The following is a 25,586-nucleotide window of genomic DNA, read 5'->3' on the forward strand; positions in this document are numbered from 1 at the left end:
AAAGGCGAGGCACGAGCCTTTGGGGAGGGTGTCTTCGTGAACCCGCTGAAATCAATCGTGCCGGACAGCCCTCCCCGCGTCGTCGCAAGCTCCTCCGCGACCCTCCCGGAGGGAGGGTGAAGCAAAGCTGCACGACCTCCTAGCGGGAGGGTGAAGTGACCAATCACGTCGTCGCTGGTCACAAATCCAAAATGAAAGAACCACTAGGTCGTTTGCTTCTTTGCTTCGACCATCCGCGCGAATTCGTCGCGGTAGGTTTGCTTGTCGCTGGGGAACAGCCGCTGGAACGTGTCCTGATCGGCAGCGCCGTGCTGGAACCGGCGTTTCTTGTAGACCGGCATCTCGACACCGGTCAGCTGTCGGATCCCGGCAGCAACGATCTGGCCTTTCAGCGAATACAGCTTTTCGTGATCCCAGTCGGTCAGCGCGACAAACGGAACCGCCTCGGCGATCTCGATCACATCGGGAACCGCGTAGGGGCTAAAGCCGATGAAACCGAACTGCGCCGCCGGTGCACTGGTGCGACTGTGTCCGCGACTTTGCCCTCCGCTGTAGACCAGGGAATGTTTGACGGCGTCGACGCCCCAACCCTCCTGGTACAACATCCGATTTCCCAGCACGCTGCGGATGGTCAGCTCCGGATTCTCCTCGATCGGATAATCTTTCAGGTTTTCGTCGCCGCCATCTCCGTCGATCAGGTACCGCCAATCGGGATAGCGATTCCGGATTTCCCGCAACAAGGCGTATCCCATCGTGGCCGACTGCACATCCAACGGTTTGTAATCTTCGATTGACGCGATGGCGTCTTGCCAGCGGATGTCTTTTTCGGCGACCTCGATCGGCTCGAGCAGCATTTCAAGATTGACGTCTTTCAGAAACGCTCGCGATTGCTGCACATCCTCCGGCTTACCCTCGACGGCCAGGCTGAACGCTTTGATTCGTGACGAGGATTCTCCGCGGCGTCGCAACAAATAATCCACCAGGATCAAGATCGAACCACTATCGACCCCACCGCTGAACATCACCCCGATTGGCTCGTCGGCGGGAATCTTGACCAGGAATTGATCGACGACTTCCGCCAATCGCTCGATGTACGCCGCACCGATCGCATTGACATCCGCGGGCAAGCGGTTGCGTTCGGGGGCGAAGTAACGGGTCAGACGCGGATTGGGATCCGGGCAACCGACCAATTGCAATTCCAGCAAGTAGTGGGCCGGGACCATGCGGGTGTAGGCGGGATGAAACTGGTCCGCCAAGCCCTCACGCTTCAATTGCTCCAAGATTTGATCCATCCGCTCGGCGACAACCAAGGCCGGGCCCTCGGCACGTTTCGCCAGGAAGTATCGCATCGGCCGACCGATGGAGCGCGCCATCCTGATGGTTTTGCCCGACTGCTCGCAAATCGCAAACTGGCCGCGAATCCGGCGGACCGCTTCGGCATCGCCGCTACGGACCGCCTGGCTCGCTTGCTCGGGTGACATGTTCAGCAGCACGTTCGCCGAAGGGTCCATCAAATTGACCACGCGGTCGATCAATTCGGGGGCCTGGCCCTGAAATTCGGTTCGTGAAGGCGTTTCAGAGGGCTTTGACATGAGTGGAATCGCGGGAGCGTGAAGGGCGCGGGACCTGCGACGAACAGTCTAACGAAGGAGAGGTCCGTTCGACCAGCCAGCCGGTGGTCGTTCGCAACGTCGCGACCAGCCAGCCGGCGGTCGTTCGCAACGTCGCTTCACCCTCCCTCCGGGAGGGTCGCGGAGGAGCTTGCGACAACGCGGGGAGGGCTGTCCAGCGCCTGTGATTTCAGCTGGTTCTCTAAGACACCCTCCCCAAAGGCTCGTGCCTCGCCTTTGACCCTCCCGGAGGGAGGGTGAATGTTAGAAGTAAGTCTGCTACGGACTCGCCGTGTCCGTCGGCTTGCGCCGACGGCAGCGGGCTGTCGTTGCTTCGCGACTGGGAGGGTGACCCGCCTGGTTCACTCAGGAATCTGGTTCACTCAGGAATGGCGCCCGGTGTCGCGTAATTGACCTCCGGCAAGGTGTCCGGCCGATTGATCACTTCGGCTTCCAAGATGCGATCCGGCGGCAACACGATTTCGTTTTTCTTTTTTTCTTTGTTGGGGTCGACCCGCCGAAATTCCGCGATGACATCCATGCCTTCGACCACGCGACCGAACACGGTTTGGTGATCGATCAAGGTCGGCAACGGAACAAACAGAATCGCGAACTGGGTCCCGGCGGAATTGGGGACGAAATCCGAGGTGCCGGGGATGGGCAATTTGGCCATCACCAGCGAGCCTCGCAGCGGCATCCGGACATCCTGCCCGCGGATCTCGTCGGCCAGGTATCGATCGGGCCGCGAAGAACCATCGCCAAGGGGGTCTCCGGTCAGAGCCAACAACCCATCGATGACTTGGAAGAAGTCCAGTCCGTCGTAAAAACCGCTTTCGACCAATTGAATGAAGTGCGAAACGGTTGACGGTGCCTGCTGGATGTAGAGTTCGACCACGAAGTCGCCGCGAGTGGTTTTGAAACGTACCCGCGGCAGATCGTCGGGATCTTTGGCAAGCAATTCCTGTTCGGTGTTGAACTGCTTCTCGATGATTTCGGCTTGGGCGATCAGTGCGCGATCGGTGTCCTCCAATTCATCGGGTTCCATCTTGTCGTAGATCTGTTTGGCATATTCGAAGTTGCCGGTCATCATCGCGGAGCGGGCGGCTGCCAAGGCGACATAACGCAAGCGGACGCCAACTTGCAACAAGCCGGCGGCGCCCTCCAACGTCGAAATTTCGTACTGGCCCAGCTTTTCACGATGATCGATCGTCGTGACGACATAGCGTGCGGCAACCGGGTGCGGCATGAATTGCAGCACCTTCATCGCCGCCTGGTAGGTTTCTTTGAACGCTTCGCGAGACTGATTGCGGGCCTCGCGGTAAACCTGCTTGTCGGTTTCGAGGCCGTTGACGAATTCGGTGTGCTTGCGCCGCATGGCCATCACCACGTCCGCCAACTCCGCGGCCGACTCTTCGAAAACGGCGACCGCGGCCAGTCCCTCTTCGCGGAGATCGTCCGGCGCCTTTTCTTTGAACTCCTCGATCACCGGCGTCGCATCGGGCGGCAACACCTCGGCCGTCATGTCATCGAACTTGCCAGATGTGGATCCCTCGGATTCAGCATTCTCGCCGGCGGCATCCACTTTTGAATCGCCGCGATCGGTTTCCTGCGTCGGTCGGGTGAAAGTAATCGACGGCACGTTCGACTCGGCCTGTTGCCCGGTTTCCGATCCCGCCCCCGATGTTTCCTGCTGAGCCTCCTGGGCTCGTGCCGATCGGTTTGGAACGGTGCCGGCGGCGATTGCCAGCAACAACAACGCGGAGGGGGCGACAAGCAAGCGAGAGTTCATCCGGACGCCGATGGTGGTGGTAACGAAGGAAAAACGAGACGTGGTCTCCGGCCGACCGCCCCCGACCCAGCAAAGCCGAAAGGGCCATGAGGCAGACCCAACGGGTTCCAAATCGAGCGAAACGGGTTCCGAGACGCGCCGAGTGGGCGGGGAAATCCCCACGGTCACCGAACGGGGTTCGTTACGCGGCGAACCCGATTTCGGTTTCGTCCCCTCGGCAGGACGGATCGCGAAATGCAAGACGCCCGGTATAATCTCGCAGATGAGCCGATCCAAAAAAATGCCCCGTTCACGGCGGCGGGGGGAAGACGCGGCCGAATTGCCAAGCAAACCCTCCAAGCCCACCAAATCTCGCCCGCAAAAGCTCCGTATCATCGGCGGATCGATGCGTGGCCGGACGGTCGTCTACCACGGCGGAACATTCACGCGGCCAATGAGGGACAGCGTCCGCGAGAATCTGTTCAATCTGGTCGGGATGGCCGTTCGCGGTGCCGTCGCCATCGACCTGTTTGCCGGCACCGGGGCACTCAGCTTCGAATCGCTCAGCCGTGGTGCCAGTCGCGCGATCGCGATCGAAAAGAGCCGGCACGCGGCCGGCTTTCTGAAATCCACCGCCGAAACCTTGGGTGTCACGAACCAGCTGACGGTGCTCAACGGCGACGCATTCCGGTTGGGAGCCGGCGTGTTGGGGCCCGCGTCCCCCAATGCACCGCTGGATGACACCCCGCGTCTGGTCCTGCTTTGCCCTCCGTATGCGATGTGGGACAGCATGAATGAGCAGTTGCGTGTTTTGATTCGTCTGGCCATGGAACACTCGCCGCCGGGAAGCCTGATTGTCGCTGAAACCGACAAGCACTTTGACGAATCCCGCCTGCCACCCGGCGACTGGGACCACCGCGTTTACGGCGGGACACGCTTGTCATTGATCGAGCCGTTGATTCAGTGCGGGTTGCGTTCCTGAGAAACGCGTTGCCTTATTCCGCTGGACAAAGATTCTGCTTTTCCATCCCGTCCACGCCAGTCGATGACCGATGGTCCCCACCGACGGATCTTCCGAACCTCCTGATTCTGAACACTCGGGTTCTGTACGCTCGGATTCCGGCCCCTCTGATGACGCATCGACGGCCGACGAAGCGGACGCAGGATTTCAGCACGCAGCGTCCAAGGTGAGGACCTTTCCGCAATCTCCCGGCGTGTACCTGATGAAAGACGCGGCCGGACGCGTGATCTACGTCGGCAAAGCCAAGAACCTTCGCAGCCGTGCCGGAAGCTATTTTTTGAAGGCGGCTGCTGAAGACGCGCGGACCGCCAGTTGGGTCCCGGAGATCGCTGACATCGATTACGTCGATTGTGAAAGTGAAGTCGACGCGTTGCTGATGGAATCGCGGCTGATCAAGGACATCCAGCCGAAACACAATCGCGACCTGAAGGACGACAAGACCTACCCCTACCTGATGATCACCACCCGCGAGGAGTTTCCGCGGGTGGAAGTGACGCGGGAGCCGAAGACCAAGGGCGTCAAGCTTTACGGCCCTTTCGCCAGCGCCGGCGCGCTCCGGGGCGCCATCCAGGTGCTGCAGCGGATTTTCAAGTTTCGGACCTGCACATTGGACATCAGCGAATCCGACGAGCGCTGGAATTGGTTTCGCCCCTGTTTGCTGGCCAGTATCAACCAGTGCACCGCCCCCTGCAACTTTCGAATCGGCAAAGAAGAGTACCGTCGCGACATCAAGCGTCTGCAAACCTTTCTGGAGGGCGGCAAACGAAAGCTGTTGAAGGAAATGCATGAGGAGATGATGGCCGCCAGCAAGAACCTGGATTTCGAACGGGCGGCGGTCCTGCGCGATGAGATTGAGATGCTCGAGCGGCTGGAGGAACGTGGCGAACTGGAAACTCACGAACAGCCGGAAGTGTTTTACATCGATCCCAAGAAGGGACTGACCGGGCTGCGAAAAGTGCTCAACCTGGCCGAAACCCCACGCGTCATCGAAGGCGTCGATATCGCGCACTTGGGAGGCGGAGAAACCGTGGCCAGTCTGGTCCAGTTCATCGACGGGTTGCCGTTCAAACCCGGCTACCGGCGTTTCCGTATCCAAGACGTCCAAGGGGTCGACGATTTCCGCAGCATTTACGAAGTCGTTTCGCGACGCTTTCGACGTTTAAGCGACGACGGCGACGCGTTCCCCGATGTGTTGCTGATCGACGGCGGCAAGGGCCAATTGAGCGCGGCGATGGCGGCGTTTCGCGACCAAGACATCACGCCCCCGACGGTCATCTCGCTGGCCAAACGCGACGAGGAGATCTTTCGTCCGGGGCAAACGGAACCGCTGCGATTGAGCAAGAGCTCCTACGCGTTGCGGCTGCTGCAATACGTGCGTGACGAATCGCACCGATTTGCCCAGCACTATCACCACATCCTGCGAAACAAGTCGACCTTCGACCGCTGAAAGCCGCAAACGGGCGACCGCTCCGCCGTCAGGAAGAAGCGGCCGCAGGAGGATCGAACAATCGCTCCGGATCGATCACGCTGTCATCGTGCTCGCACTTCGACCAATCGAATGTCGCGATCAAGTCCGCCGCGACTCGGGGGCGCTGGTCATCGATCAACCCCAGGCTGTGGGCGGCCCACGCGACGACCTGCTCCGGCCGGGTTCCGGCTGCGCGGTAGTGGCTTAGCCGTGTATCTCCGTGCCGTTTGGCTAATCGCCGCCCGTCCATCCCGCGGACCAGCGGCACATGCGCGTACCGCGGCGGCTCCCGGTCGAACTGTCGATACAAATCCAGTTGCCGGAACGTGCTGGGGACCAGATCGTTGCCGCGAACGACCTGAGTGATCGAATCCTGCAGATCATCAACGACGATCGCCAACTGGTAGGCCGGTTTTCCGTCTTTGTGCGTCAGGGGAAAATCTCCCAACTCCCGCGCCGGGTTGCACACCAGCGGTCCCAACACGTCGTCCTCAAATTCCATCGGCTGGTCCGAAACTCGGAACCGCCAACAAAACGGCTGCTCCGGAACCGCATCACCGACGTGCCAGCCGGCACAGGTCCCCGGATAGATCGGGCCTTCACCGCGAAACCGACTTTCGTGGGGCGCCGAAAGGGCTTCGGCAATGTCCTTTCGCGAACACGTGCAGGGATACACGCGGTCCTGATGGATCAGCGTTTCCAATGTCGCCTGGTATTGGCCCAATCGATCCGTTTGTCGAAACGGGCCCACGTCCCAGTCGATGCCCAGCCAGTTCAAGTCTTCGATCGCCTGGTCCACCGCCCACGCTTTGACCCGGGGCGAATCCAGATCGTCGATCCGCAACACCATCTGCCCACCCGCCTTGCGCAACGCCCAGTACGCCACCAAATGTGTCCGGGCATTGCCCAGATGCTGCGCCCCCGTGGGGGAAGGTGCGAGTCGTGCGCGGATCACGCGATGAGAATCTCCGCCGATGGTGGGCGTCGGAAGAAGAGGGTCAGCCGATCAGTTTTGAGCGGCCCGCATGTTGGCCATGCTCTCCCGCACCAAGGTTTCCACGCCAGGCGAATAGTCAAAGACTTCCACGCTGACCCAGCCGGAATATTGGATGTCGCGGAGGGCTTGGAAGATCGGAACAAAGTCGACGTCGCCCATCCCCGGCCCGCGTCGATTGGGATCATTGGCGTGAAAATGCATCATCGCATCGGCGTTGTCGCGAATGATCTGGTCGATCGGCGTGCCCTCATCGCTCATCGCTTTGACATCTAAGTGCAGTCCGACTTGGGGACTATCGATCCGTTGCATCAACGCTCGTCCCTCGGCGGCGGTATTCAGGAAATTCCCCTCCGCCCGGCCCAGCGGTTCCAGAGCCAGCCGGACGCCGTACTCTTCCAACGCCGGAACGGCACCTCGAACGCACTCCGCGGCGGCTTCCATGGCCTGCTCGGCCGACTGAGATTCGGGATAGTTTCGCTGGGCGGGTGAGCCCAGCACCATCACGTCGCCTCCCAGATCACGGCACAGCCGAGCCAATTCCGTCAAGTACTTGGTCGTGCGGTCTCGCGTGGCCTGGTCCAACGTGGTCAGGTGAAACCCTTCGGTCTTGGCCAGCAACCAGTGCAAGCCAATGATCTGCAGCCCATGATTCTCAACGACGCGGCGATAGTCGGCTCGGTCCGCGGCGGAATACTGATCCAAGTTGTCGGTCAACATGAAAGGCGCCACCTCCCAACCCGTGTACCCAACTTCACGGGCCAGTTGGAGCGCCTTTTCCAACGGCCAATCCCCGAACGTTTCGTTGCAAATCGCGTATTTCACAGCAGTCATGGGTCACAGGTTGCGGGTCGGAAGCGAAACCGACCAGAATAACAGCGCTGAACGTCCAGCAACATCCGCCCCTCCACTCGACGCAATCCGCTTGCCAGCGATTCAACCAACCGACAGCGGCCGATCCTCGTCAGGGCGACGCATCGGCCACGGCGACACGGTCCAACCGTCCCCGATCCGATCTGGCCCGCCCCGGGTTGTCCCCTCGGGCATGCCCTCTGGTAGCCGGTGGGCCTCTGGCAGTCGGTGCGCCCGAGCGGTTGGCTTGTTGCTGATCGCGACGCTGCTGACACCGTTGTTGATCGCATCACAGTTGCAGCCGAGCGATTCCGGGTTGGGGACCCATCAACGATTGGGACTGCCGCCGTGTTCGGTACGGATGCTGTTCGGGATCCGCTGCCCCAGTTGTGGCATGACGACGTCTTGGGCCCACGTGACTCGCGGAAACGTGATACAGGCGGCCCGATGCAACACCGGAGGAACGCTGTTGGCGGGCTACGCGATCGCGTCCATTGGGATCGCGGCCGGTCTGGTTTGGACCGGTCGCTGGCCGTCGCGGCAAGTCTTGCGAACCGCCGCGATCGTTTTGATCGGGATCGCGTCAGTGACTTTCGTCGATTGGTTGTACCGCTTGCTACGGGCCTGAGTCACGATCCCGCACCGATTGCATGACGCGGAACCGTCGCGTCGGGGCTAGCGGAGGGGCGTCGTCCGACGAAGCTGGAGTCCAACGAAGCTGGAGTCCAACGAAGCTGGAGTCCAACGAAGCTGGAGGTCGTCCGACTCATTCCTGGTCATACAGGGGCAGGTGCCGGTAGTAAACTTCCAGGCAATAGATCGACAGACAGGTCGAATAGAGACGCCCACCGATACTCCAGCGATCGCCCTGAGCCGCCCAACTGCCTCTCTCGCGCCCCTCCTTGATCTGCAGCGCCGGCAGCTTGACCTTCATGTCGTCATTCCACTTCTTCCAGGCGCTGCCACCGTAGTGGTGAAAGACCTGCGTCGCGTAGTACCAGTAGTAAACATTCTGGTCGCGGATATCGAAGGGTGCATCGGCGAGCAGCAAATTGATGCCGTCAGCGAGTGCGGGATGCTCGCGGGGCCAGCCCAGGTATTGGCGACACAACAGACCTTCGGCGGTCATCGCCACGGTGGCATCGGAACGTCCCGGCTGGTAGGAATAGCCGGCGCCGTTGTACACGCTGGCGGAATCGAGGTAATCGGAGATTCGACGGACTTTCGAATCGTTGACTTCCAAACCGGCCGACATCGCGCTCTGAATGGCCATCACGTACCAGCCGGTGACCGAGGTGTCGCCGGGTTCACCCGGCCGGTACCGCCATCCGCCTCCTGAAGATTGGGCCTTCATGGCGTAGTCGACCGCGGCTTGGGCGTAGGACCGTAGCCAGGAATCCTTGGTCATGCCGTACAGTTCGCAGAGCGCAATGGTCGCCTGCGCTTGGGCATAGGTGCGTTCATTGCCACGAGCCTCGGCGGCCATGAACCCGCCCCGGTCCTGCTGCAGGACCAAGTACTTCACGCCGGCTTCGACCTCTTCGCGGTACTGCCCTTCCAAATGCGTGTTTCCGTCGCCGGCGAACGCCAGAACGGCCATGGCGGTGGCGGCACAACGGTTCTCGGTGCGGGCGCCGCCGGAGTAGGGCCCGGTCAAATTCCAATACCCGCCACGTTGCTGCTGGCGTTTCAACCAGGCCAATCCCAACTCCACCGCTTCCTGCGTTTGGTCGGTGGCACCGTACATCGCCATCAGCGCCCGCCGCATCGCACCGGTCCGGCCGCTGAACATCGGCTTGGCGATCTCGATCGAATCTTGCCCGAACAACTCCGGTGCGACGATGGCCGAATCGGTCGGCTGGATGTCGTCGAAAACGTCGGGAATGTCGGTTTCGACCAGCTTCGTGTCATCGGAATCTTCCGGCGACTCGAGCGGATCGGAGACATCGGTCGAGAACAGGTCCAAATCCAACGGTTCTTCGGACGGTTCATCGCTGATCCCGAATTCCAGCACCAGCTTGGAGACGCGTTTGCCGGCCGGTGAACTGATCAGCGCCAGGATCAGCAACACGATCAAGTGGATGACCAGGCTGAGCAGCCAGGAAGGCGCCGAGCGCTGCACGGCCTCAATCGTATCCGGTTCATCGTCCGGAGCCCCGCTTGGGGCCGCCGTCGCTGCATCGCCGGACGAGGCGGTGGTCGCGGCGGAGGAAACCTCTGGCAGGTCCCCTCGCCAACGGTGGCGTGCGGACCCGATTCCGGTCCCGCCGGGCGACCGCTCCACGATCGGCCGTGGGGCAGGAGGCTGGGAGCGCGGTGGCGGCGGCGGCGGTAAGGGCGTGGAGCGTTTCTGAGGTTCTGGCTGGCTGCCGCCGGCCGCGGGACGTGTGGGACGACTGCCCCCGTCATGGTGCGGAGGTGGCGGCGTGGGCGGAACAGAACTCATGTCGGCCGATGGCACTGATGGTGCAGAAGAGGAATCGCCTGACGATAGGAACCCTGACGATTGAAACTGCGACACGGCGCTAAGCTCATCAAGAGGAGATCGCAGGACTTTGCCTGTGCGGGGGGCTGATTCAGTGTACCGCAGACAACCGTGGTATCGCAGGTGTGCTTGTTTCTGGCGGCGCCCCGACCCCGGACTCGCGAGATGGCGGAGTGGGCGGCTGCCCGTTCTTTTTTGGCCACGCGCCACGTTTTTTGGGCCACGTGCCAGGTTCAGCCGGTAGGACAAGGTCTCGCGAAGGGACACCCCAGCGAGAGGTTCTGCGAGGATTCAGGCCACCTTCGGTCGGATCGCCGTCGCGACCCGGGGCATCAGTATATGCGATCTGGCCAAGGCTGACAAAAAGTCTGATCCCAACGGCCAAGCTCCACCCAGCAATCGAGCCCCCGCAACAAACGAACCCCGAGCGTGCTGCCGATCGGGGGGCGCATAAAAAAACTGCACGTGAACAAAAAAGCGGGATGAGTTTCCGTTTCCGGAAGCCCACCCCGCTTCGCATGTCGCGTGCAGGTTTTGTGGACCCGGCGACTCGGCCGAAGCCGATCACCCGGTCGCGTCAACTAGCAACCGCAAGAGGGTGCGACTTCGCAACCGCAAGTCGGTGCCACGTCGCAGCCGCAGTCGGCATCGCAGCCGCTGTGGCATCCGCCCAGGCAACCGCCGAACAGCTTGTGCAGCAGTCCGCCGCCGCAAGCTTTCTTGCTTCCGCAACCGCAAGCGGGAGCGGGTTCGCAGCAACCGGCAGCCGGAGCTTCGCAGCAGCCGGCAGTGGGAGCTTCGCAGCAGGTCGGAGCCGGGCAGCAAACGGTGACCGGAACTTGCTTGCAGATCGTTCGCGGAACGCACTTGGTGACCGTGTACGGTTCGCAAACCTTACGGCACTTGGCGACCTTGACGGTCTTGGTGTAGCACTCGGTGCGGCACTTGTTGACACAAACGGTCTTGGTGCGGCACTCGGGGACCATCTTGCAAACCTTGTAGCTGCAGGTCTTGGTCTTGCATTCCGGAACCATCTTGCAAACCGTGTAGTTGCAGGTCTTGGTGCGGGGCTCGCAAACCATCTTGCAGACCTTGTAGGTGCAGGTCTTGGTCTTGCACTCGGGAACCATCTTGCAAGTGGTGTACTTGCAAACCTTTTGACGCTGTTCGCAAACCGTCTTGCAGACGGTGTACTCACAGGTCTTCGTGCGGCACTCGGGAACCATCTTGCAAACGGTGTAGTTGCAGGTCTTCGTGCGGCACTCGGGAACCATCTTGCAGACGGTGTAAGTGCAGGTCTTGGTCTTGCACTCGGGAACGCGACGGCAAACCGTGTAAGGAATCTCACGAACGCGGCACTCTTTGCGGTACCGGGTGCAGCAGATTTCCTTCTCTTCGCAGGTCGGGACCCAGACTTTCTTGCAGATCGTCTTGGGGCAACCTTGAACGCATTCGACGCGGCATTCGCCGGGCGTGTAGACGCAACGGCAGGTGCAAGGATCGTAAGTCCAGGTGCCGGGCTCACGAACCGTACGACGCATCATCGGACCGGGAACGGTCTCGGTGGTCGTTTCCCAGTGTCCACCTTTGACCGTGATGGTCTTGGTGTATTGCTCGGGAACCATCACCGTGTAATTCTCGGTGCGGACCTTTTCTTCTTTGACGGTGTTGTAGACCGTGTAGTTGATCGTACGAGTCTTTTCCTCGCGGACCGGAACCATCACGGTGTAGTTGATCGTCTTGCTGCGCGTTTCGTACACCGGCTTGTTGACGGTGTAGTTGATCGTGCGCGTCTTGGTTTCGTACACCGGCTTCTTGACGGTGTAATTGATCACCTTTTCATGCTGCTCGTAAACGGGCTTCATGACGGTGTAGTTGATCTCGCGGGTGCGAGTCTCGTACACGGGTTTTTGGACCGTGTAGTTGATTTCGCGAGTGCGAGTTTCGTAAACCGGCTTCATGACGGTGTAGTTGATCGTACGAGTCTTGGTTTCGTACGTCGGCACCATCACGGTGTAGCTGACTTCTTTTTGCTCGGTGTAGGGAACCACACGAGTCGCCTGGACTTCTTTGTCCTCGTAGTACGTCTCCATACGTGTGCGATAGCGGGTCTCTTCCACCTGCTCGTAAACCGTCTCGGTCACGTTACGCATGACGGTGTAGCTGCAGCCGTCACCGGCCGCCGGCGCTGCACCTTCGACCACGACTGCTTCCGCAGGCGCGCCGTCTTCAGCGACGACTTCTCCGCTGACAACTGAATCTCCGCATCCGCTACAGCCTTGGTAGCTGATTGCACCGCAATAAGCGGCGTCTGCGGATTGAGCCCCCGAGACGATCCCGATGATCGCCAAGGCGGGCAGTAACCACAGCCTTTTCATCTCTTCTTTCTCCAGGAAACAACTTGTGGGTTGCAAGGGACGCACTGGATGATGCGAGACCCATTGCTCACACCCTCCTGCACTAGTTCGTGCACGTGCACTGCGACGAAAGACCCCCCGTTTGAGATGACAGCGCCCCGAGTCTCCGCCCAGCGGGCGGCTCCCCCTTGTGCCAATCATTTCAACTCCATCTACCAGCACGGATGGTGGGAGGAAGATGGATCGGACACGCAAACTTTGCGCATCAACGAATCGGGTCTTTATGCAGTCAATTCATCGACTACGGAAAAGAGGCTGACCAAATAAAGAGGGCCATCCCGGCAAAATAAGCCGGCTGGGTCGTCCATGCGTGACGTCATTACAAGGCGTAGCGGTTGTAGCGTTCCTGTCGCCGTGGAACTGTGCGGCCGTGCAGCAGCCGGTGCAAATGAGCCTGCCAGAACCAGCCAGCACAGCCCCCGAGACGCTCCACACGCCGGCCCGTTGGCGGGACGCGTTTGGCGGAAGCCCGCCCCGTGCCGACCGTTCCCCGCTGGCCGCTCCTTGGCGAAGCCGGCTCGCAACGCGCATCCGGTTGCAACGAATTTGCCAAACCCCGGGCCTCCGCTCGGCAGCCCGTTCGCTGCGCCGCTTCACACCAGTTGCCAACCCGTCACGACGTCCCCTTCGCAGGCCGGCTACAATTCACGCATGTCAGGTTCGACCGAAAATAATGCCACGACCGATCAAGCCGCTTCCGGTTCAAGCGGCCTTCCCGGACGCCTGCCGCGCCCCGCCGTGGGACGGTTGAGTCTGTACTTTCGTGAACTGCACCGGCTTGCCGATCAAGGCGTCTCGCACGTCAACAGCAAAGAACTGGGCGCCTTGGTTGACGTGTCTCCGGCGGTCGTGCGGCGCGACCTGAGCAGTCTGGGGACGATCGGGCGGCGCGGCGTCGGATACGCCATCGACACCTTGATCGATCAGATCGGACTGGTCCTCGGCAGTGACGTCCAGTGGCAGGTGGTGTTGGTCGGTGTGGGATCGCTGGGCAACGCGTTGTTGCGGTATCGCGGATTTGAGCGGTTGGGCTTTCGGCTGACCGCCGCGTTCGACTTGGATCCCAGCAAGATCGGCAATCAGGTCGGCGGCGTTTCGGTTTGGGACGCCGCCACGATGGTCGGCAAGCTGGCCGAGCTTTCACCCGACCTGGCCATCCTGGCGGTACCCGCGGAACAGGCCACCGCCGTCGCCAGCGACTTGGTCGCCTCGGGGGTCAACGGAATCTTGAACTTTGCCCCCACCACCTTGCGTCTGCCGCGCAAGGTCGCGGTGGTCAACGTGGATCTGGCCAGCGAATTGCAACGCTTGGCATTCAGCGTCCAGAATCAGTGACAACGCCAGGAATGGGGGCCTCCAAGGCTCCGCGGGCCGCCAGCACACGCCCTCGCGCCCGCTCCGCATCAGCGGCCGTTGCGGTCAGATGCCCCATCTTGCGCCCCGGCTTGGCATCCGATTTCCCGTACAAGTGCAGGCTCACGGTGGGTGTCCGCAAAACACCGGTCCAGTCCGGTGCGTTGCCCTGGCGGTCCCACAGGTCGCCCAGCAAGTTTGCCATCGCTGCACCTCCGACGCGCAAATCGCAGTCACCGAGTGGCAACCCGCAAACGGCACGGACGTGTTGTTCGAACTGACTGGTCGGACACGCTTCGATGGTCAAATGTCCGCTGTTGTGCGGTCGCGGCGCGACCTCATTGATCATCAGTTCTTGTTCATTGATGACGAACAGTTCCACGCACAGCACACCGGTCAGGTCAATCGTTTCCGCCGCCCGCGTGGCAATCGCCAGCGCCTGTTCGGCCACTTCCGCCGACAGCGTCGAGGGGCAGAACGAAACATCCAGGATGTGATTGCTGTGGTCATTCTCAAACGGCGGAAAGCATCGCACCTCGCCGACGGCGCTGCGCGCGACCACCACGGAGACCTCACGATCAAATGGGATAAACTGCTCGGCAATCCACGCGGCGGAGGAATCCCACGGCACCTCGCGCGCCTGCGAGGCGTCCTCCAGTCGGTGTTGTCCTTTGCCGTCGTAGCCGCTGCGTGCCGTCTTCACGATCACTGGCCATCCCGCCGTTTCGGCAAATCGAATCACGTCTTCGGTCGAGGCCACGGCGGCGAACGGCGTCACGGGCAAACCGGCGTCACGAAAGGTTTGTTTCTCGATCAGTCGGTCCTGTGCCGTTGCCAGAACGCGGTGCGAGGGAAACGTGGGGCAAGACTCGCCGCACCGGCGAATCGTCTCGGCCGGAATGTTTTCGAATTCCAAGGTGATCACATCGCACTGCGATGCGAATTCGGACACCACCGACGCGTCGTCGAGCGATCCGACGAAGACCGATTCGACCACCTGAGCGGCAGGCTCGCGTTTCGACTTGGTCAACACCGCGACGCGGTATCCCATCGACATCGCCGCCAAAGCGAACATCCGTCCCAATTGTCCGCCGCCGACCATTCCGATGGTGGCACCGGGCAACACGGGTGACTTCAATCCGGTTGCTGACGTCTGCATCCCCATCACTCCAGTTCTGTGGCTTCCAGGACCTGCCGGGTCTGTTCGGCAATCAACTCTTGCACCGATCTGCGGATCTTGGCGTCCGAGAGCGCCAGGATGCGGGCGGCCAGCAAACCGGCATTCTTTGCTCCACTTGTTCCGATCGCCATCGTGGCCACCGGAATCCCGCCGGGCATTTGCACGATCGACAGCAACGAATCCAACCCGTTGAGCGCCCGCGACTGAACCGGAACGCCGATCACGGGCAAATGGGTCTCCGAGGCGACCATGCCCGGCAAGTGTGCCGCGCCGCCGGCACCGGCGATGATCACCTGCAGCCCTCGATCGGCTGCCGACTGGGCATAAGCGAACATCCGGCCGGGAGTCCGATGGGCGCTCACCACCGTTTTCTCGTGGGCGATCCCCAATCGCTCCAGCACCTCACAAGCGGGACTCATCGTCGGCCAATCGTTCTTGCTTCCCATGATCACGCCCACCAGGGCGTCGGTCGGCGGGAAAGTCTGTCCGTCGGATTCAGTGTCGGTCATCGTGCCGTAGCGGTGGATGCGTGAAAGGAGAAGGCCAGCGCGACCGGCCTGTTGTAGAAACTCCCGCCGCGATCCGGAAGCCAGGGCCCTCCGGCGTCCGGATTTTCCGCGTTTTGGCGATCGTGATTTTGCCGCCGTCTGGCGACGGCAGCCACGGAAGGATGAAAGTTCGCTCGCCGGCACGTCACTTACTGCCGTCTGGCGACGGCAGCTACGGAAGGACGTTTTTTTGACGTTCTAGACGCGGATTCGGCGGAACAGTCCCGTCAGGCCTGCAGCAAGTAAGCCAACGCGGACTGGTCCGTCAGATCATCCACGATATGGTCAGCCTTCTCACGCTCCAGTTCTTCCCGCGTCCCGGAGCCGGTGCAAACCGCCAGGCAGCGGGCGTCGATTGCCCGCGCGCAGCGCACGTCGTGGACGGTATCCCCGATCACGGTGAAACCTCCTCCGCCCCGGCGAATCAGGCGAGCAGCGGCACGGCGTGCCAGATCACAGCGTGAGGCGTCCAAGTCACCGCCGACGATCCACGAGAAGTACTCCAGCAAACCGAAACATTCCAGCTTCATCCGCGCCGTCTCGGGAAAGTTCCCGGTCATCACGGCCAGCCGGACTTGGGAGTGCTGCGACAATTCACGGATCAGGTCGAGCACGCCGGGCAATACGCCGCCCGGCGTACTCCGCACGGCCTGTCGGAATGCCGAAACATATCGGCGCCGCAACCGACCCTGATTCAGCGGGCTCGGATCGATCCCGGCGGTACGCAGAAACGCCGCGACCAACTCGCGATCGGTGCGGCCCCCAAACCGAATCCCTTGGTCATCCACTTCCGCCAATCCGAATTCCTCGCGCATCGCTTGGTGCAGGGCCGAACGCCCGGCTCGGCGGGTCAGCAGCAGCGTCCCATCGATGTCGAAAAACAGCGTTCGCCTTGCCACGGCCGAAGTGTCTCCAGGGGGGGCGGGTGTGGGGAAAGGATGGCCGGAAGCCCGAGCGCCCACGGACGCGGGTTCGAGTTGTCCGGCCGCCGGCTTGGCGGTTCACTCCGGCAGCCTTTTTATCGCCACTCCTTTGCAAAGTCCGACGCGGATGGCAGAAAATAGTGGTTTCATCGGAAATCTCCGCCAAAACTTCTCGGATCGCCGCCTGATGCTTCCCGAATCGACCGATCACGCTCGCCCCGATGCCGACGCTTCGCCCGGCGGTACCGCATCGTCGGATGATCCGTCCAACCCGTTCGCGGCGTCACGGCCCACCACGACGGCCGCGGCCCCACCGGCGCTGGACAAGAGCAACGATCGCGTCCGCGAAATGTTTCGTCAGATCGCTCCCCGCTACGACCTGATGAATCATCTGCTGTCGCTGAACATTGACAAACACTGGCGTCGTCAAGCCGTCCGGCGGATGCGTCTGGAACCGGGCCTGCCGGTGTTGGATGTGTGCACCGGGACCGGCGACCTGGCGATCGCGATGGCGCACCACAGCCCGTCGAACGTCGACGTCGTCGGCAGTGATTTTTGTCACGCCATGCTTGAAATCGCTCGCGACAAACGCGTCCCCGGCACCCCCTCCGAACCGATCCAATTCCTGGAAGCGGACTCCCAGCAACTGCCGTTTGAGGACGACGTTTTTCAGTGCGTGACGGTGGCATTCGGATTGCGCAACGTGGCGGATACCGATCGGGGGCTGCGAGAAATGACGCGGGTTTGCCGCGGCGGAGGTCAGGTGATGGTGCTGGAGTTTTCCAGACCCACGCTGTTCGGACTGCGGCACGGTTACAACTTTTACTTCACGCAGGTGCTTCCGCGGCTGGGCCAGTGGTTCGCCCGCAACAACAAAGCTGCCTACGAATACCTGCCCGAATCCGTCGGCCAATTCCCGGACGGCCAGGCCCTGGCGGACCGAATGGTCCAGGCCGGTTTGACGGATGTCCGGTTCACGCCGCTGACCTTTGGCGTGTGCACAATCTACGAAGGAACCAAACCTGGCTATGAAGGAATCAGGCCCGGCTACGAAGGAACCAAACCCGACGCAGGATCGGCGCGATGACGGCGTCCAACCGCAGCCCCGATTCCAAGCACTCTCCACCCGTGGTCGTTGGGATCACCGGTGCCAGCGGCGCGATGTACGCCATCCGGTTGCTCCAGTCCCTGTGCCAGGCGGACATCGACGTGCACGTCACCGTCAGCCCCAGCGGTGCGGCGGTGATCCGACAAGAGACCGGAATGGCGGTCAACTTGCAGGACTTGGACCTGCTCAAACTCGTCTCTTTCCTTCCCGATTGGTCCAGCGAACGACATCGGGCTTGGGTCGAACAGACAGATTGGCGTGCCGCGGTTCAGTCCCGGTTGCACTACCACCGCCACGACGATTTCCTGACGCCGATTGCCAGCGGATCGTTCCGCACCCGCGCGATGGTCGTCTGCCCGTGCAGCGGAAGCACGATGAGCGCGATCGCCCGCGCCGCAGCGAGCAACTTGATCAGTCGCGCCGCGGAGGTGCATTTGAAAGAGCATCGCAAATTGGTGATCGTCCCTCGCGAAACACCGGTCAGCGTGCTGCAACTGGAAAACATGCAACGCATTGCAGCCGCCGGAGGCGTGGTCCTGCCGGCGGCGCCCGGCTGGTATCACGGCGTCGACTCCTTGGATTCTCTGCTGGACTTTGTCGTCAGCCGGATTCTGGACCAGTTGGACGTCGAGAACCACTTGATTCGTCGGTGGAAGGAAGATCAATGAGTGATACCGATCAACGACCCATCGAAGCGATCGGATCGACTCGCCACGCCTCTGCGAAGCTGTCCGACTGGCTTGGACTAATCCGATTCAGCCACACCATCTTCGCGTTGCCGTTTGCCGCCCTGGCCGCGGCGATGGCCGTTGCCACACCACTGCCGTCCGGACCACTGCCGTCCGGTGAATTCGCCACCGCCGGCTTGCGGGAGCTGGTCGGCATCCTGTTGTGCATGGTCACTGCCCGGAGTGCTGCCATGGCCTTCAATCGGCTGGTCGACCATCGCATCGATGCCGCCAATCCGCGGACAAAGAATCGTCACCTGCCAGCGGGAATCCTGTCTCGGCGGGCCGTCGCCGCGTTCACGGTCGCCTGCTGTGTGGCGTTCATCGCGTCGACCGGGTTGTTTTGGCCGAACTGGGTTCCGCTGGCCGGGTCGGTCCCGGTGTTGTTGTTCCTGCTGGGCTACAGTCTGGCCAAGCGGTTCACGTCCGCCGCCCACCTGTGGCTGGGCGTGGCCTTGAGCCTGTCGCCGATTTGCACCTGGCTGGCGATCCGGGGGCCGGAGTCGCTGTTGGCGCCTGCGGATCTGCTGGCACCGCTGTTGCTGGCGGTCGCCGTCGCGGCCTGGGTCACCGGGTTCGATATCATCTACGCCTGCCAGGATGCCGAATTCGATGCGGGGGCCGGCTTACACAGCGTTCCGGGACGGTTTGGTGTCGCCCGGGCATTGCGAATCGCGGCCGGTTGCCACGCGTTGATGTTGTTGGTGCTGTTCGCGTTGCCGTGGTTGGCCCCGCAAGTCGGCTTTGGCTGGCTGTACGGGATTGCCCTGCTGGCGATCGCGGCACTCGTGGTTCGCCAGCACTCCTTGGTCCGCCCGGAAGATCTGGATCGCGTGGGCGAAGCTTTCTTCACGGCCAATGCGGCGATCAGCGTCACGCTGCTGATTGCCGGCGCTGCGGATTGCCTGTGGGTTTGACCGACCTTTTTGACGGCTGCCAGCCAGTGCTTTCTACCGGCCAGTGCTTTCTGCCGGCGGCCAGGCCATGGCAACCGGATCAACACCAGTCGCAATTCAACGTGATCTCACCACGTTCCCAGGCGACCAAAAACGGCGGCAAGCTGGGCAACAGGTCGCGAGCACCGCGCACCTCGTCACGGCTCATCCAGTGAACCTCGGCGACCTCGGCAGGATTCGCTTCGGGCGATTGACAGGCGTCCAGGTCAGCATACCACCAGGCCAGATTGGTGCCCCACGATGTGACGCTGCGGTAGCACAGTTCGAGTGGTTCGACTTCGATGGCCAGTTCTTCCTGCATTTCGCGGATCAGCGCCACCTCTTCGGATTCGCCCGACTCGATCGCGCCGCCCGGCAGACACAGTTTTCCCGGGGCGGTGACGGTCAGAGCACGACGAATGACCAACAGTTTCGCGTCGCGGAAAATAACCGCAACGACCCCCCGCTTGCGACGCGTTCTCGGCTTGGCATGACCGTGATTCATAACACCAGCTTGTAACCGACCGCGGTCGAATCGACAATCGAGATCTGAATCGGCTGGCAATTCCACCTTGTTTTCGACGGCGTGATCGTTGACGCACGAAAGTCTTTTTTTACCTTCTCAGGAAAACGCATCAAGCGACACGCGGGCGGCCTACGCCGAAGCGATCCGGATTTGTCGCCGCCTGCGGGACGCCGGACACATCGCGTACTTCGCCGGCGGGTGCGTCCGCGACGCGCTGCTGGGAAGAACCCCCAAAGATTTTGACGTCGCCACCGACGCCACGCCGGACCGGGTCCGTGAGGTCTTCGGTTTCCGCCGCACACTGGCCTTCGGAGCCTCGTTTGGCGTGATCGGAGTGCTTCCGGAGAAGCGACGTCAGAAGTCACCACGGTCGCCATCGGACGATGGGCCGCCGCCAACGCATTCGCCGCCGCCCGGACCGTCGCCCACCGAAGTCGCGACGTTTCGCAGCGACGGTGACTACAGCGATGGCCGCCGACCTGACCGGGTCCACTACGGGGACGCCCGTCACGACGCTCTCCGCCGTGACTTCACCATCAACGGATTGTTCTTTGACCCCGCCACCGAAGATGTCATCGACTTCGTCGGCGGACGGAGCGATCTCAATCGGCGAATCCTGCGCACCATCGGGGTACCGGCGGAGCGATTCGACGAAGACAAGCTGCGGATGCTGCGGGCGGTGCGGTTCGCCGCCACGCTGGAACTGACCCTGGACGACCAGACCCAACTGGAGATTGTCAAACGCGCCGCAGAAATTGCCTTGGTCAGCCCCGAGCGGGTCGGCGCGGAAATGCGTCGCGTCGTGGTCTCGCCGCATGCCACCAAGGGGCTCCGATTGCTGGCAGGCTGCGGCTTGGATCGACGGGTGATGCCCGCCCTGGATCGGGCCGACTTTTCCAAACTCCATGAAGTGCTCTCCCACCGTCCCTCGCTGCACTTCGAGTCCTCCTTGGCGTTGATCCTGCATTCGATCGCATCCGACGGTGACCGGCCCTGGGAGACACTGCTCAGCGACCTCGCTTCACGATGGCGACTGTCCAATGAAGAAATCCGTCGCGTCCGGACGGCTCTCCGGGATTGGAAGGTGGTTGCCGATTCGGAGCATTTACCCTGGTCGCGTGTCCAACCGGTACTGATCGACCGGGACGCGCATTTCACCCTGGACGTGGCCTCGGCAATTCAGGCCGCCAAGGGAGACTCGCTGCGCGGCGTCGCGCGGTCTCGGCAGGCGACCGAATGGCCCGCCGAGAAGTTGGCCCCACCGCCCCTGGTGACGGGCGACATGTTGCGTCAGGCCGGTTATCGCCCGGGTCCCCAGTTTCGCGAGTGGTTGCAGGCGGTTCGAGACCGACAACTGGACGGGAAACTGCAAGACGCCGAACAGGCGTTGGACTTCGTTCGTCAGCTAGCAAAGGCCACCTGAGACGCAAAGGAACCGGTTTTGCTCACCTCTGCCGACCACGGCAGGTCTGCCGGCCGAGGCAGGCCCATCGTTGGGTCCATGGAGTGACCTTCCGATCCATCGCGATCTGGGAGTACACTGACGCCGTCCACGGGACACGGAAAAAATTTGCTGACCGCCCTGCAGTGCAGCGAGAAGACCGCTGATCAACGGAGTTTGAGATGTTTCGGATGATTTTGGTGCTCGGCTGCGTCGGCGCAGCCGCTTTCATGGCTGGCTGGTTCACCGTTCAACGCGACGAGCGTGAGACGACCATCCGATTCAATCGCGAGGAAATTCGAGCCGACGCGGCGAAAGCCATCGAAAAGGGCCGGGAACTGCTAAACGAATCACAGAGCCAAGCGTACGTCCCCTCAGGCTACGGCGATCAGGTTGCACCGCAAAACGGTCCCTACCAAGTTCCCGAATCGCCGATGGAGTATCCGCCATCGTACGACGGTTCCTACAACGGGACGCCGCAATATGGTGCCCCCGGCGAACCACAACAAGCGACTCGGTCGCCAACTCCGTGGCAGCAATTGCCGGTCAACACGCGATCCTCGCAACAATACTAAGGATCGGTCGACGCTGGTCCTCCGCTGCGACGGCGGAAACTGCTTGGTGGATTGTTTCGCGATGGGAGCGTCTCATCCCGCGGGCGTCGGGCTCTGGTTACAATCGGGGTGTCCGTTTGATTCGGATCCGTCCGTTGCTGCCGATCCCGCCGCCGCGCACCAGAGACAACAGCCATCGTGAGTGCCGATCCGTTCCCCGATGATCCCGCCAACCCGTTCTCGGCATCCGCGTCGCAGCGACGTCAGGATCCGGCGATCAATCCTTACGCGCCGACCGCGGAGGTCTCCGAAAGCGAGGGCTTCGAGTCGGATGCCGACGCGTTTCGCCGGCGTTACCTCAATCACGAAGCCTCCATTCAGTCCGTCGGATCTTTGTACGTTCTCGGCGGCGCCCTCTTCACGCTGATGTTCGTCGTAGTCGCGGTATCGATGTTGGCTGCCGTGGTGAACGGCCAACTCGAAGGGGAAGCAATTGCGGTGCTGCTGATCTACGGCGCGCTCGGTGTGGTGCAACTCTACGCCGGGCTTGGGTTGCGCAAGTTTCGGACCGGAGCCCGGTCGATCGTGGCCATCTTCAGCGCCCTGGGCCTGCTCGCCTTTCCGTTCGGCACACTGATCAACGGCTACATCCTGTATCTGTTGCTGGGCCGAAAAGGCAACGTGGTCTTTTCGCCGGAGTACCAGGAGGTGCGAGAGCGGACGCCGCACATCAAGTACAAGACACCGGTGGTGGTCAAAATCTTTGTCGTTCTGCTGGTGCTGGTGGTCATCACCGGATTCCTGATGATGTTCCTGGGTGTCTAAGCATTTTCAGGAATCATCGCAGAGGAAAAGGGGACGGGGGTGAATAGCCGGCGGGAGGAAATGGGGACGGGGGTCAATAGCCGGAACGGCCCTTCGGGTGCTTCGCACTATTCACCCCCGTCCCCTTTTCCGGATCCTGGATTTCATCCGCTCATTCTCGTCGGGCGGAGGGAAACCCACGAGAATGAGCGGATGCCGCGATTGAAACGTGAACCGGAGTGCACGCCGAAAGGATGGAAAAGATCGGCCCGGTTCGTCTCACCGCCGCCCACAGGATGACAGCGCGGGCCTAGCGCTGCTCCGTGTCGCCGTGACCACCGTGATAGCGGGCGACCCGGGTGACGTCACTCCAACGGCTCGAAACCTGGTCCACGATACCCTGGCCCGCATCAACCCACTGCAACAGCGTGGCGGTGGCTTCGGCAAGCCGTCGTTGATCGACCGACGCCGCTTCCACGTCGTCCGGCAACCGCTCGGCAGCTTCCGCTCTCGCCAATAGTCGGGCCCCGGCGGCCGGCGCCACAGGTTCCGCTTCTTGTTGGGCGTCCTGCCGGGCAACCGGTCGGGCCACGGGCTGCACCACCGGTTGGGCGATTCTCTGCATCGCCGGAGCGGCAGCCGGCCAGACGGTCGCCACGCGGTCGGCGACGCCGGCTGCGATCCGTTCGCCACCCGATGCCAGACGGGCGACTTGCCGGCCGATTCGCGGTGCCCGGAAATCCTCGCCGATCTCCGCCAGTCGTTCGAGCGTCCGACCCGCGTGCCACGCCCATTCATCCAACAAGCAATCGGCGGAGCCTCGCCAGGCGTTTCCGTCCGTCGGCGGCAAGCTTTCCTTGGCAGCCACCTGCAGCGGCTCCTCGTCCACCGCGATCACCGCGCCCTCGGTTGGCAGCGAGCTCGCATCGTCGTCCCGCTCAACGGATTTGCTCAAGGGACTCCATGCGGACTGCCGCGACAGAACGATCGACCGCATGCAAAACGGCTGACCCGTCGGCGAGAACAAGCTGTCGGCCCAGCGCAAATCCTGGAAGGAGGATTCGTCGTCCTGCTGCGGCTGGTCAAACGTCGACGGAGCGGATTGAATGTCTCGCTCAGCCAAGTCGTAGGGCGAATACGCTTCCGGAATCGATGCGATGATCGCCGAGCCGCCCACCAGCGGACTGGACACCGACGCAGGATCCGACGGCTTCCCATCCAATAGTTTCACGGCATCCGGACGCGAATCAGCGTCGGCCGGTGTCGTCTCCACCAGTTCGAAGATCACGACCTGATCCGGCTGCGGTCCTTCCGGCTGCGTGCCAGCTTCCGAAGACGTTTCCGGCACAACATCAACATCCGATGAGTTGAGCGCCAGATCTGCTTCCGGTGTTGAAGCGTTGGGCAACGTGCCATCGAAGTCGACCAGCGGAACAAAGCCATCCACCGCGAACTCGCCTTGGCACACCTGTTCGCTAACGCCGTTGCCGAGTCCCGCTGGCACCGGTGCCGATGCCGGTGTGGTCGAAGTTTGCGCCGTCGGCCACTGAACCGTCGCAAGATCCGCCGGTGCCTGGTTCCTAGCCGAAGCGTATTCGGAAATCATCCGATGACTTTCCTGGAACCAGTCCTGAAAACGACGAATCTCTTCCACCGTGTGACTTCGCTCGGGGCCGACCATGGCAAACGGTTCGGTCCAGTGCCCAAACGGAAGCGGATTGCCAGCGGTAGCGGCGGCCGCGATGGCGGCGACGGTGGAATTGAAATGTCCGGACGTCCGGGTGGACCGCGTTGGTGGAGCAGCGAGCTTCGAATCGCCTGGGGCAGCTGGCGCATCGGTCGGCTCAGAGGCGAGCAACAAATCGTCTTCACCACCAGCGAGTTTTGCCTGGCGGTCCCGCTGGAGTTTGCCTTGATCCGGGGCCGTGGGATCGGAATCGCGCAGCGTCGCCAACCGGCCGATTGTGCCGGCCAACCAGGCGTCATAGTTGCAGGTGTCGATCGACAGCGTTTCCGAAACATCCACCGAGAAGAAGGCGATCGGAAGCGAGGCGTTGGCTTGGGGCCTGGGCTTGATCGGTTTGTCACCGGCGTCCGACGGAGGAAGCGGATCGACCCAACCGCAAAGGGGACCGCTGTCGTGCGTCTCGCCGGACAGTGCGAAGCGGGAATGCTCGAGGGCGACGGTTGAAGTCGCGGCCATCAGACAGAACAGTGCATATCGTCGAAGCCGTTTCCGGATCGTTTTGTTTATCGTCATCGTGACGTTGCTCCTTCCTGAAAGCATTCCTGGATCCGTCGTTTTTGACCGGGCGGCCGTTGCGACGCTTCACCCGCGTTTCGACGCCTTCATCCCCGAGTCGTGTGCCAACATACACGTTCCATCCTGCGGGGAAGTCGTCAAACGGCGCCGGTGAACGCCGGAGGTCGGGGCCTGCGATGTGGGGAATCCTTTCTCTTGGTACCTGGGTGGTTTTTTGGCGGGATGACAGCCCCGGGGGACTGACGGGTTGGGGAGAACGCAGAGCGTTCGTCGACGGCCGTGTCGGTTCGATCCCTATCGATGCTGCCTGCTTCAACGCTTTGCCCAGACACCGGTGGCGATGACGCCGTGGCGCGAGCCAAGCGTGATCGGTCACGTCCGCTGGGGACGGCCGCAAGCCTCGTTGATCAGGTGGAACCTTGACGGTCGACGTCCACCGAACGGCCAGGGAAGAAAAGACGTCGGTGGGACATGTTTTGCTATCGGAAAGTTTTCCGCCTGGGCTTTCCGGTCTGGCTGAGAAAAGAATCGGATTCAGGCGACGCCATCGGATTGTGAGGGTCATGCCAGCAGCCGCGTGGCGAGCCGTGTACGCCGCAGCCGGACAA

21 protein-coding genes are annotated in these 25,586 nt (G+C 61.9%); 10 read left to right on the forward strand and 11 right to left on the reverse strand.

Annotated elements, in window-relative coordinates; genetic code table 11:
• Positions 1-203: 203 nt before the first annotated feature.
• Together FYK55_RS19735 and FYK55_RS19740 are read right to left on the reverse strand one after the other, a co-directional pair.
• The gene (locus tag FYK55_RS19735; RefSeq protein WP_150078187.1) at positions 204-1,592 is read right to left on the reverse strand and encodes an asparagine synthase-related protein; all 1,389 of its coding nucleotides are present in this window, start codon (positions 1,590-1,592) and stop codon (positions 204-206) included.
• A gap of 397 nt (positions 1,593-1,989) precedes the next feature.
• Positions 1,990-3,387 carry a peptidylprolyl isomerase gene (locus FYK55_RS19740; protein WP_161604639.1) on the reverse strand — a complete coding sequence of 466 codons (1,398 nt, stop codon included), beginning with the start codon at positions 3,385-3,387 and terminating at the stop codon, positions 1,990-1,992.
• A gap of 274 nt (positions 3,388-3,661) precedes the next feature.
• On the opposite strand from FYK55_RS19740, the gene FYK55_RS19745 reads away from it, so the two are divergent.
• On the forward strand, positions 3,662-4,360 hold the full coding sequence (locus tag FYK55_RS19745; RefSeq protein ID WP_235908831.1) for an RsmD family RNA methyltransferase: 699 nt from the start codon (positions 3,662-3,664) through the stop codon (positions 4,358-4,360).
• A 70-nt stretch (positions 4,361-4,430) separates the two neighbouring features.
• The gene (locus FYK55_RS19750; protein WP_201743754.1) at positions 4,431-5,846 is read left to right on the forward strand and encodes an excinuclease ABC subunit UvrC; all 1,416 of its coding nucleotides are present in this window, start codon (positions 4,431-4,433) and stop codon (positions 5,844-5,846) included.
• Between the two features lie 28 nt (positions 5,847-5,874).
• On the opposite strand, the gene gluQRS is transcribed toward FYK55_RS19750, so the two are convergent.
• Together gluQRS and FYK55_RS19760 are read right to left on the reverse strand one after the other, a co-directional pair.
• Positions 5,875-6,822: a tRNA glutamyl-Q(34) synthetase GluQRS gene (gluQRS, locus tag FYK55_RS19755; protein ID WP_150078191.1), complete on the reverse strand. Its 948-nt coding sequence runs from the start codon at positions 6,820-6,822 to the stop codon at positions 5,875-5,877.
• A gap of 51 nt (positions 6,823-6,873) precedes the next feature.
• Complete coding sequence (locus tag FYK55_RS19760) at positions 6,874-7,695, reverse strand: sugar phosphate isomerase/epimerase family protein (protein WP_150078192.1); 822 nt, start codon at positions 7,693-7,695, stop codon at positions 6,874-6,876.
• Positions 7,696-7,960: 265 nt separating this feature from the next.
• On the opposite strand from FYK55_RS19760, the gene FYK55_RS29195 reads away from it, so the two are divergent.
• Entirely contained in the window at positions 7,961-8,341 is a 381-nt protein-coding gene (locus tag FYK55_RS29195; protein WP_161604640.1) for a DUF2752 domain-containing protein, read from the forward strand.
• A gap of 138 nt (positions 8,342-8,479) precedes the next feature.
• Here the strand turns inward: FYK55_RS29195 and FYK55_RS19770 are convergent, their stop codons facing one another.
• A complete protein-coding gene (locus FYK55_RS19770; protein WP_235908832.1) occupies positions 8,480-10,159 on the reverse strand; it encodes a prenyltransferase/squalene oxidase repeat-containing protein in 1,680 nt (559 codons plus the stop codon).
• Positions 10,160-10,779: 620 nt separating this feature from the next.
• On the reverse strand, positions 10,780-12,576 hold the full coding sequence (locus tag FYK55_RS19775; protein ID WP_150078194.1) for a hypothetical protein: 1,797 nt from the start codon (positions 12,574-12,576) through the stop codon (positions 10,780-10,782).
• Positions 12,577-13,266: 690 nt separating this feature from the next.
• Here FYK55_RS19775 and FYK55_RS19780 point away from each other — a divergent pair.
• Positions 13,267-13,950 (forward strand): redox-sensing transcriptional repressor Rex, encoded by a 684-nt coding sequence (locus FYK55_RS19780; RefSeq protein WP_150078195.1) that lies wholly within the window; start codon positions 13,267-13,269, stop codon positions 13,948-13,950.
• Here FYK55_RS19780 and FYK55_RS19785 read toward each other — a convergent pair.
• The 3 genes from FYK55_RS19785 to FYK55_RS19795 all read right to left on the reverse strand — a co-directional run bounded on the left by FYK55_RS19785 (position 13,931) and on the right by FYK55_RS19795 (position 16,595).
• Positions 13,931-15,127, reverse strand: a complete 1,197-nt coding sequence (locus FYK55_RS19785; RefSeq protein WP_235908833.1) for a 5-(carboxyamino)imidazole ribonucleotide synthase — start codon at positions 15,125-15,127, stop codon at positions 13,931-13,933. The genes FYK55_RS19780 and FYK55_RS19785 overlap by 20 nt on opposite strands.
• A 5-nt stretch (positions 15,128-15,132) precedes the next feature.
• Positions 15,133-15,657 (reverse strand): 5-(carboxyamino)imidazole ribonucleotide mutase, encoded by a 525-nt coding sequence (gene purE, locus FYK55_RS19790; RefSeq protein WP_150078197.1) that lies wholly within the window; start codon positions 15,655-15,657, stop codon positions 15,133-15,135.
• Between the two features lie 266 nt (positions 15,658-15,923).
• Positions 15,924-16,595: an HAD family hydrolase gene (locus FYK55_RS19795; RefSeq protein WP_161604641.1), complete on the reverse strand. Its 672-nt coding sequence runs from the start codon at positions 16,593-16,595 to the stop codon at positions 15,924-15,926.
• Between the two features lie 211 nt (positions 16,596-16,806).
• Between FYK55_RS19795 and ubiE the strand changes: the two genes are divergently transcribed.
• Genes ubiE through FYK55_RS19810 form a run of 3 tightly spaced genes read left to right on the forward strand, consistent with a single transcriptional unit; the run spans position 16,807 to position 19,372 of the window.
• Entirely contained in the window at positions 16,807-17,706 is a 900-nt protein-coding gene (ubiE, locus tag FYK55_RS19800) for a bifunctional demethylmenaquinone methyltransferase/2-methoxy-6-polyprenyl-1,4-benzoquinol methylase UbiE (RefSeq protein ID WP_150078199.1), read from the forward strand.
• Positions 17,703-18,395 carry a UbiX family flavin prenyltransferase gene (locus FYK55_RS19805; protein WP_150078200.1) on the forward strand — a complete coding sequence of 231 codons (693 nt, stop codon included), beginning with the start codon at positions 17,703-17,705 and terminating at the stop codon, positions 18,393-18,395. The genes ubiE and FYK55_RS19805 overlap by 4 nt, the downstream gene beginning before the upstream one ends.
• Positions 18,392-19,372 (forward strand): 4-hydroxybenzoate octaprenyltransferase, encoded by a 981-nt coding sequence (locus FYK55_RS19810; protein WP_150078201.1) that lies wholly within the window; start codon positions 18,392-18,394, stop codon positions 19,370-19,372. Before FYK55_RS19805 ends, FYK55_RS19810 begins: the two co-directional genes overlap by 4 nt.
• A gap of 79 nt (positions 19,373-19,451) precedes the next feature.
• Here FYK55_RS19810 and FYK55_RS19815 read toward each other — a convergent pair whose 3' ends face one another.
• Positions 19,452-19,895 carry an NUDIX domain-containing protein gene (locus FYK55_RS19815; RefSeq protein ID WP_150078202.1) on the reverse strand — a complete coding sequence of 148 codons (444 nt, stop codon included), beginning with the start codon at positions 19,893-19,895 and terminating at the stop codon, positions 19,452-19,454.
• Positions 19,896-19,983: 88 nt separating this feature from the next.
• Here FYK55_RS19815 and FYK55_RS19820 point away from each other — a divergent pair, with 88 nt between their 5' ends.
• The 3 genes from FYK55_RS19820 to FYK55_RS19830 all read left to right on the forward strand — a co-directional run bounded on the left by FYK55_RS19820 (position 19,984) and on the right by FYK55_RS19830 (position 22,736).
• Positions 19,984-21,339: a CCA tRNA nucleotidyltransferase gene (locus FYK55_RS19820; protein ID WP_150078203.1), complete on the forward strand. Its 1,356-nt coding sequence runs from the start codon at positions 19,984-19,986 to the stop codon at positions 21,337-21,339.
• A gap of 200 nt (positions 21,340-21,539) precedes the next feature.
• A complete protein-coding gene (locus FYK55_RS19825; RefSeq protein ID WP_150078204.1) occupies positions 21,540-21,932 on the forward strand; it encodes a hypothetical protein in 393 nt (130 codons plus the stop codon).
• Positions 21,933-22,109: 177 nt separating this feature from the next.
• Entirely contained in the window at positions 22,110-22,736 is a 627-nt protein-coding gene (locus FYK55_RS19830) for a hypothetical protein (RefSeq protein ID WP_150078205.1), read from the forward strand.
• Between the two features lie 289 nt (positions 22,737-23,025).
• On the opposite strand, the gene FYK55_RS19835 is transcribed toward FYK55_RS19830, so the two are convergent.
• Positions 23,026-24,975 carry a hypothetical protein gene (locus FYK55_RS19835; RefSeq protein WP_235908834.1) on the reverse strand — a complete coding sequence of 650 codons (1,950 nt, stop codon included), beginning with the start codon at positions 24,973-24,975 and terminating at the stop codon, positions 23,026-23,028.
• Between the last annotated feature and the right edge of the window lie 611 nt (positions 24,976-25,586).

The organism is Roseiconus nitratireducens (assembly GCF_008629675.1).
In the GTDB taxonomy this organism is placed as follows: Bacteria; Planctomycetota; Planctomycetia; order Pirellulales; family Pirellulaceae; genus Stieleria; species Stieleria nitratireducens.

What these genes read in the sequence shown, in the direction of transcription:
- FYK55_RS19750 (WP_201743754.1), top strand. Translation starts at nt 4,431, where the DNA reads ATGGTCCCCACCGACGGATCTTCCGAACCTCCTGATTCTGAACACTCG.
- FYK55_RS19735 (WP_150078187.1), bottom strand. Translation starts at nt 1,592, where the DNA reads ATGTCAAAGCCCTCTGAAACGCCTTCACGAACCGAATTTCAGGGCCAG.
- FYK55_RS19785 (WP_235908833.1), bottom strand. Translation starts at nt 15,127, where the DNA reads ATGCAGACGTCAGCAACCGGATTGAAGTCACCCGTGTTGCCCGGTGCC.
- FYK55_RS19760 (WP_150078192.1), bottom strand. Translation starts at nt 7,695, where the DNA reads ATGACTGCTGTGAAATACGCGATTTGCAACGAAACGTTCGGGGATTGG.
- purE (WP_150078197.1), bottom strand. Translation starts at nt 15,657, where the DNA reads ATGACCGACACTGAATCCGACGGACAGACTTTCCCGCCGACCGACGCC.
- FYK55_RS19810 (WP_150078201.1), top strand. Translation starts at nt 18,392, where the DNA reads ATGAGTGATACCGATCAACGACCCATCGAAGCGATCGGATCGACTCGC.
- FYK55_RS19825 (WP_150078204.1), top strand. Translation starts at nt 21,540, where the DNA reads ATGTTTCGGATGATTTTGGTGCTCGGCTGCGTCGGCGCAGCCGCTTTC.
- FYK55_RS19775 (WP_150078194.1), bottom strand. Translation starts at nt 12,576, where the DNA reads ATGAAAAGGCTGTGGTTACTGCCCGCCTTGGCGATCATCGGGATCGTC.
- FYK55_RS19815 (WP_150078202.1), bottom strand. Translation starts at nt 19,895, where the DNA reads ATGAATCACGGTCATGCCAAGCCGAGAACGCGTCGCAAGCGGGGGGTC.
- FYK55_RS19745 (WP_235908831.1), top strand. Translation starts at nt 3,662, where the DNA reads ATGAGCCGATCCAAAAAAATGCCCCGTTCACGGCGGCGGGGGGAAGAC.
- FYK55_RS19835 (WP_235908834.1), bottom strand. Translation starts at nt 24,975, where the DNA reads ATGACGATAAACAAAACGATCCGGAAACGGCTTCGACGATATGCACTG.
- FYK55_RS19780 (WP_150078195.1), top strand. Translation starts at nt 13,267, where the DNA reads ATGTCAGGTTCGACCGAAAATAATGCCACGACCGATCAAGCCGCTTCC.
- FYK55_RS19805 (WP_150078200.1), top strand. Translation starts at nt 17,703, where the DNA reads ATGACGGCGTCCAACCGCAGCCCCGATTCCAAGCACTCTCCACCCGTG.
- ubiE (WP_150078199.1), top strand. Translation starts at nt 16,807, where the DNA reads ATGCTTCCCGAATCGACCGATCACGCTCGCCCCGATGCCGACGCTTCG.
- FYK55_RS19770 (WP_235908832.1), bottom strand. Translation starts at nt 10,159, where the DNA reads ATGAGTTCTGTTCCGCCCACGCCGCCACCTCCGCACCATGACGGGGGC.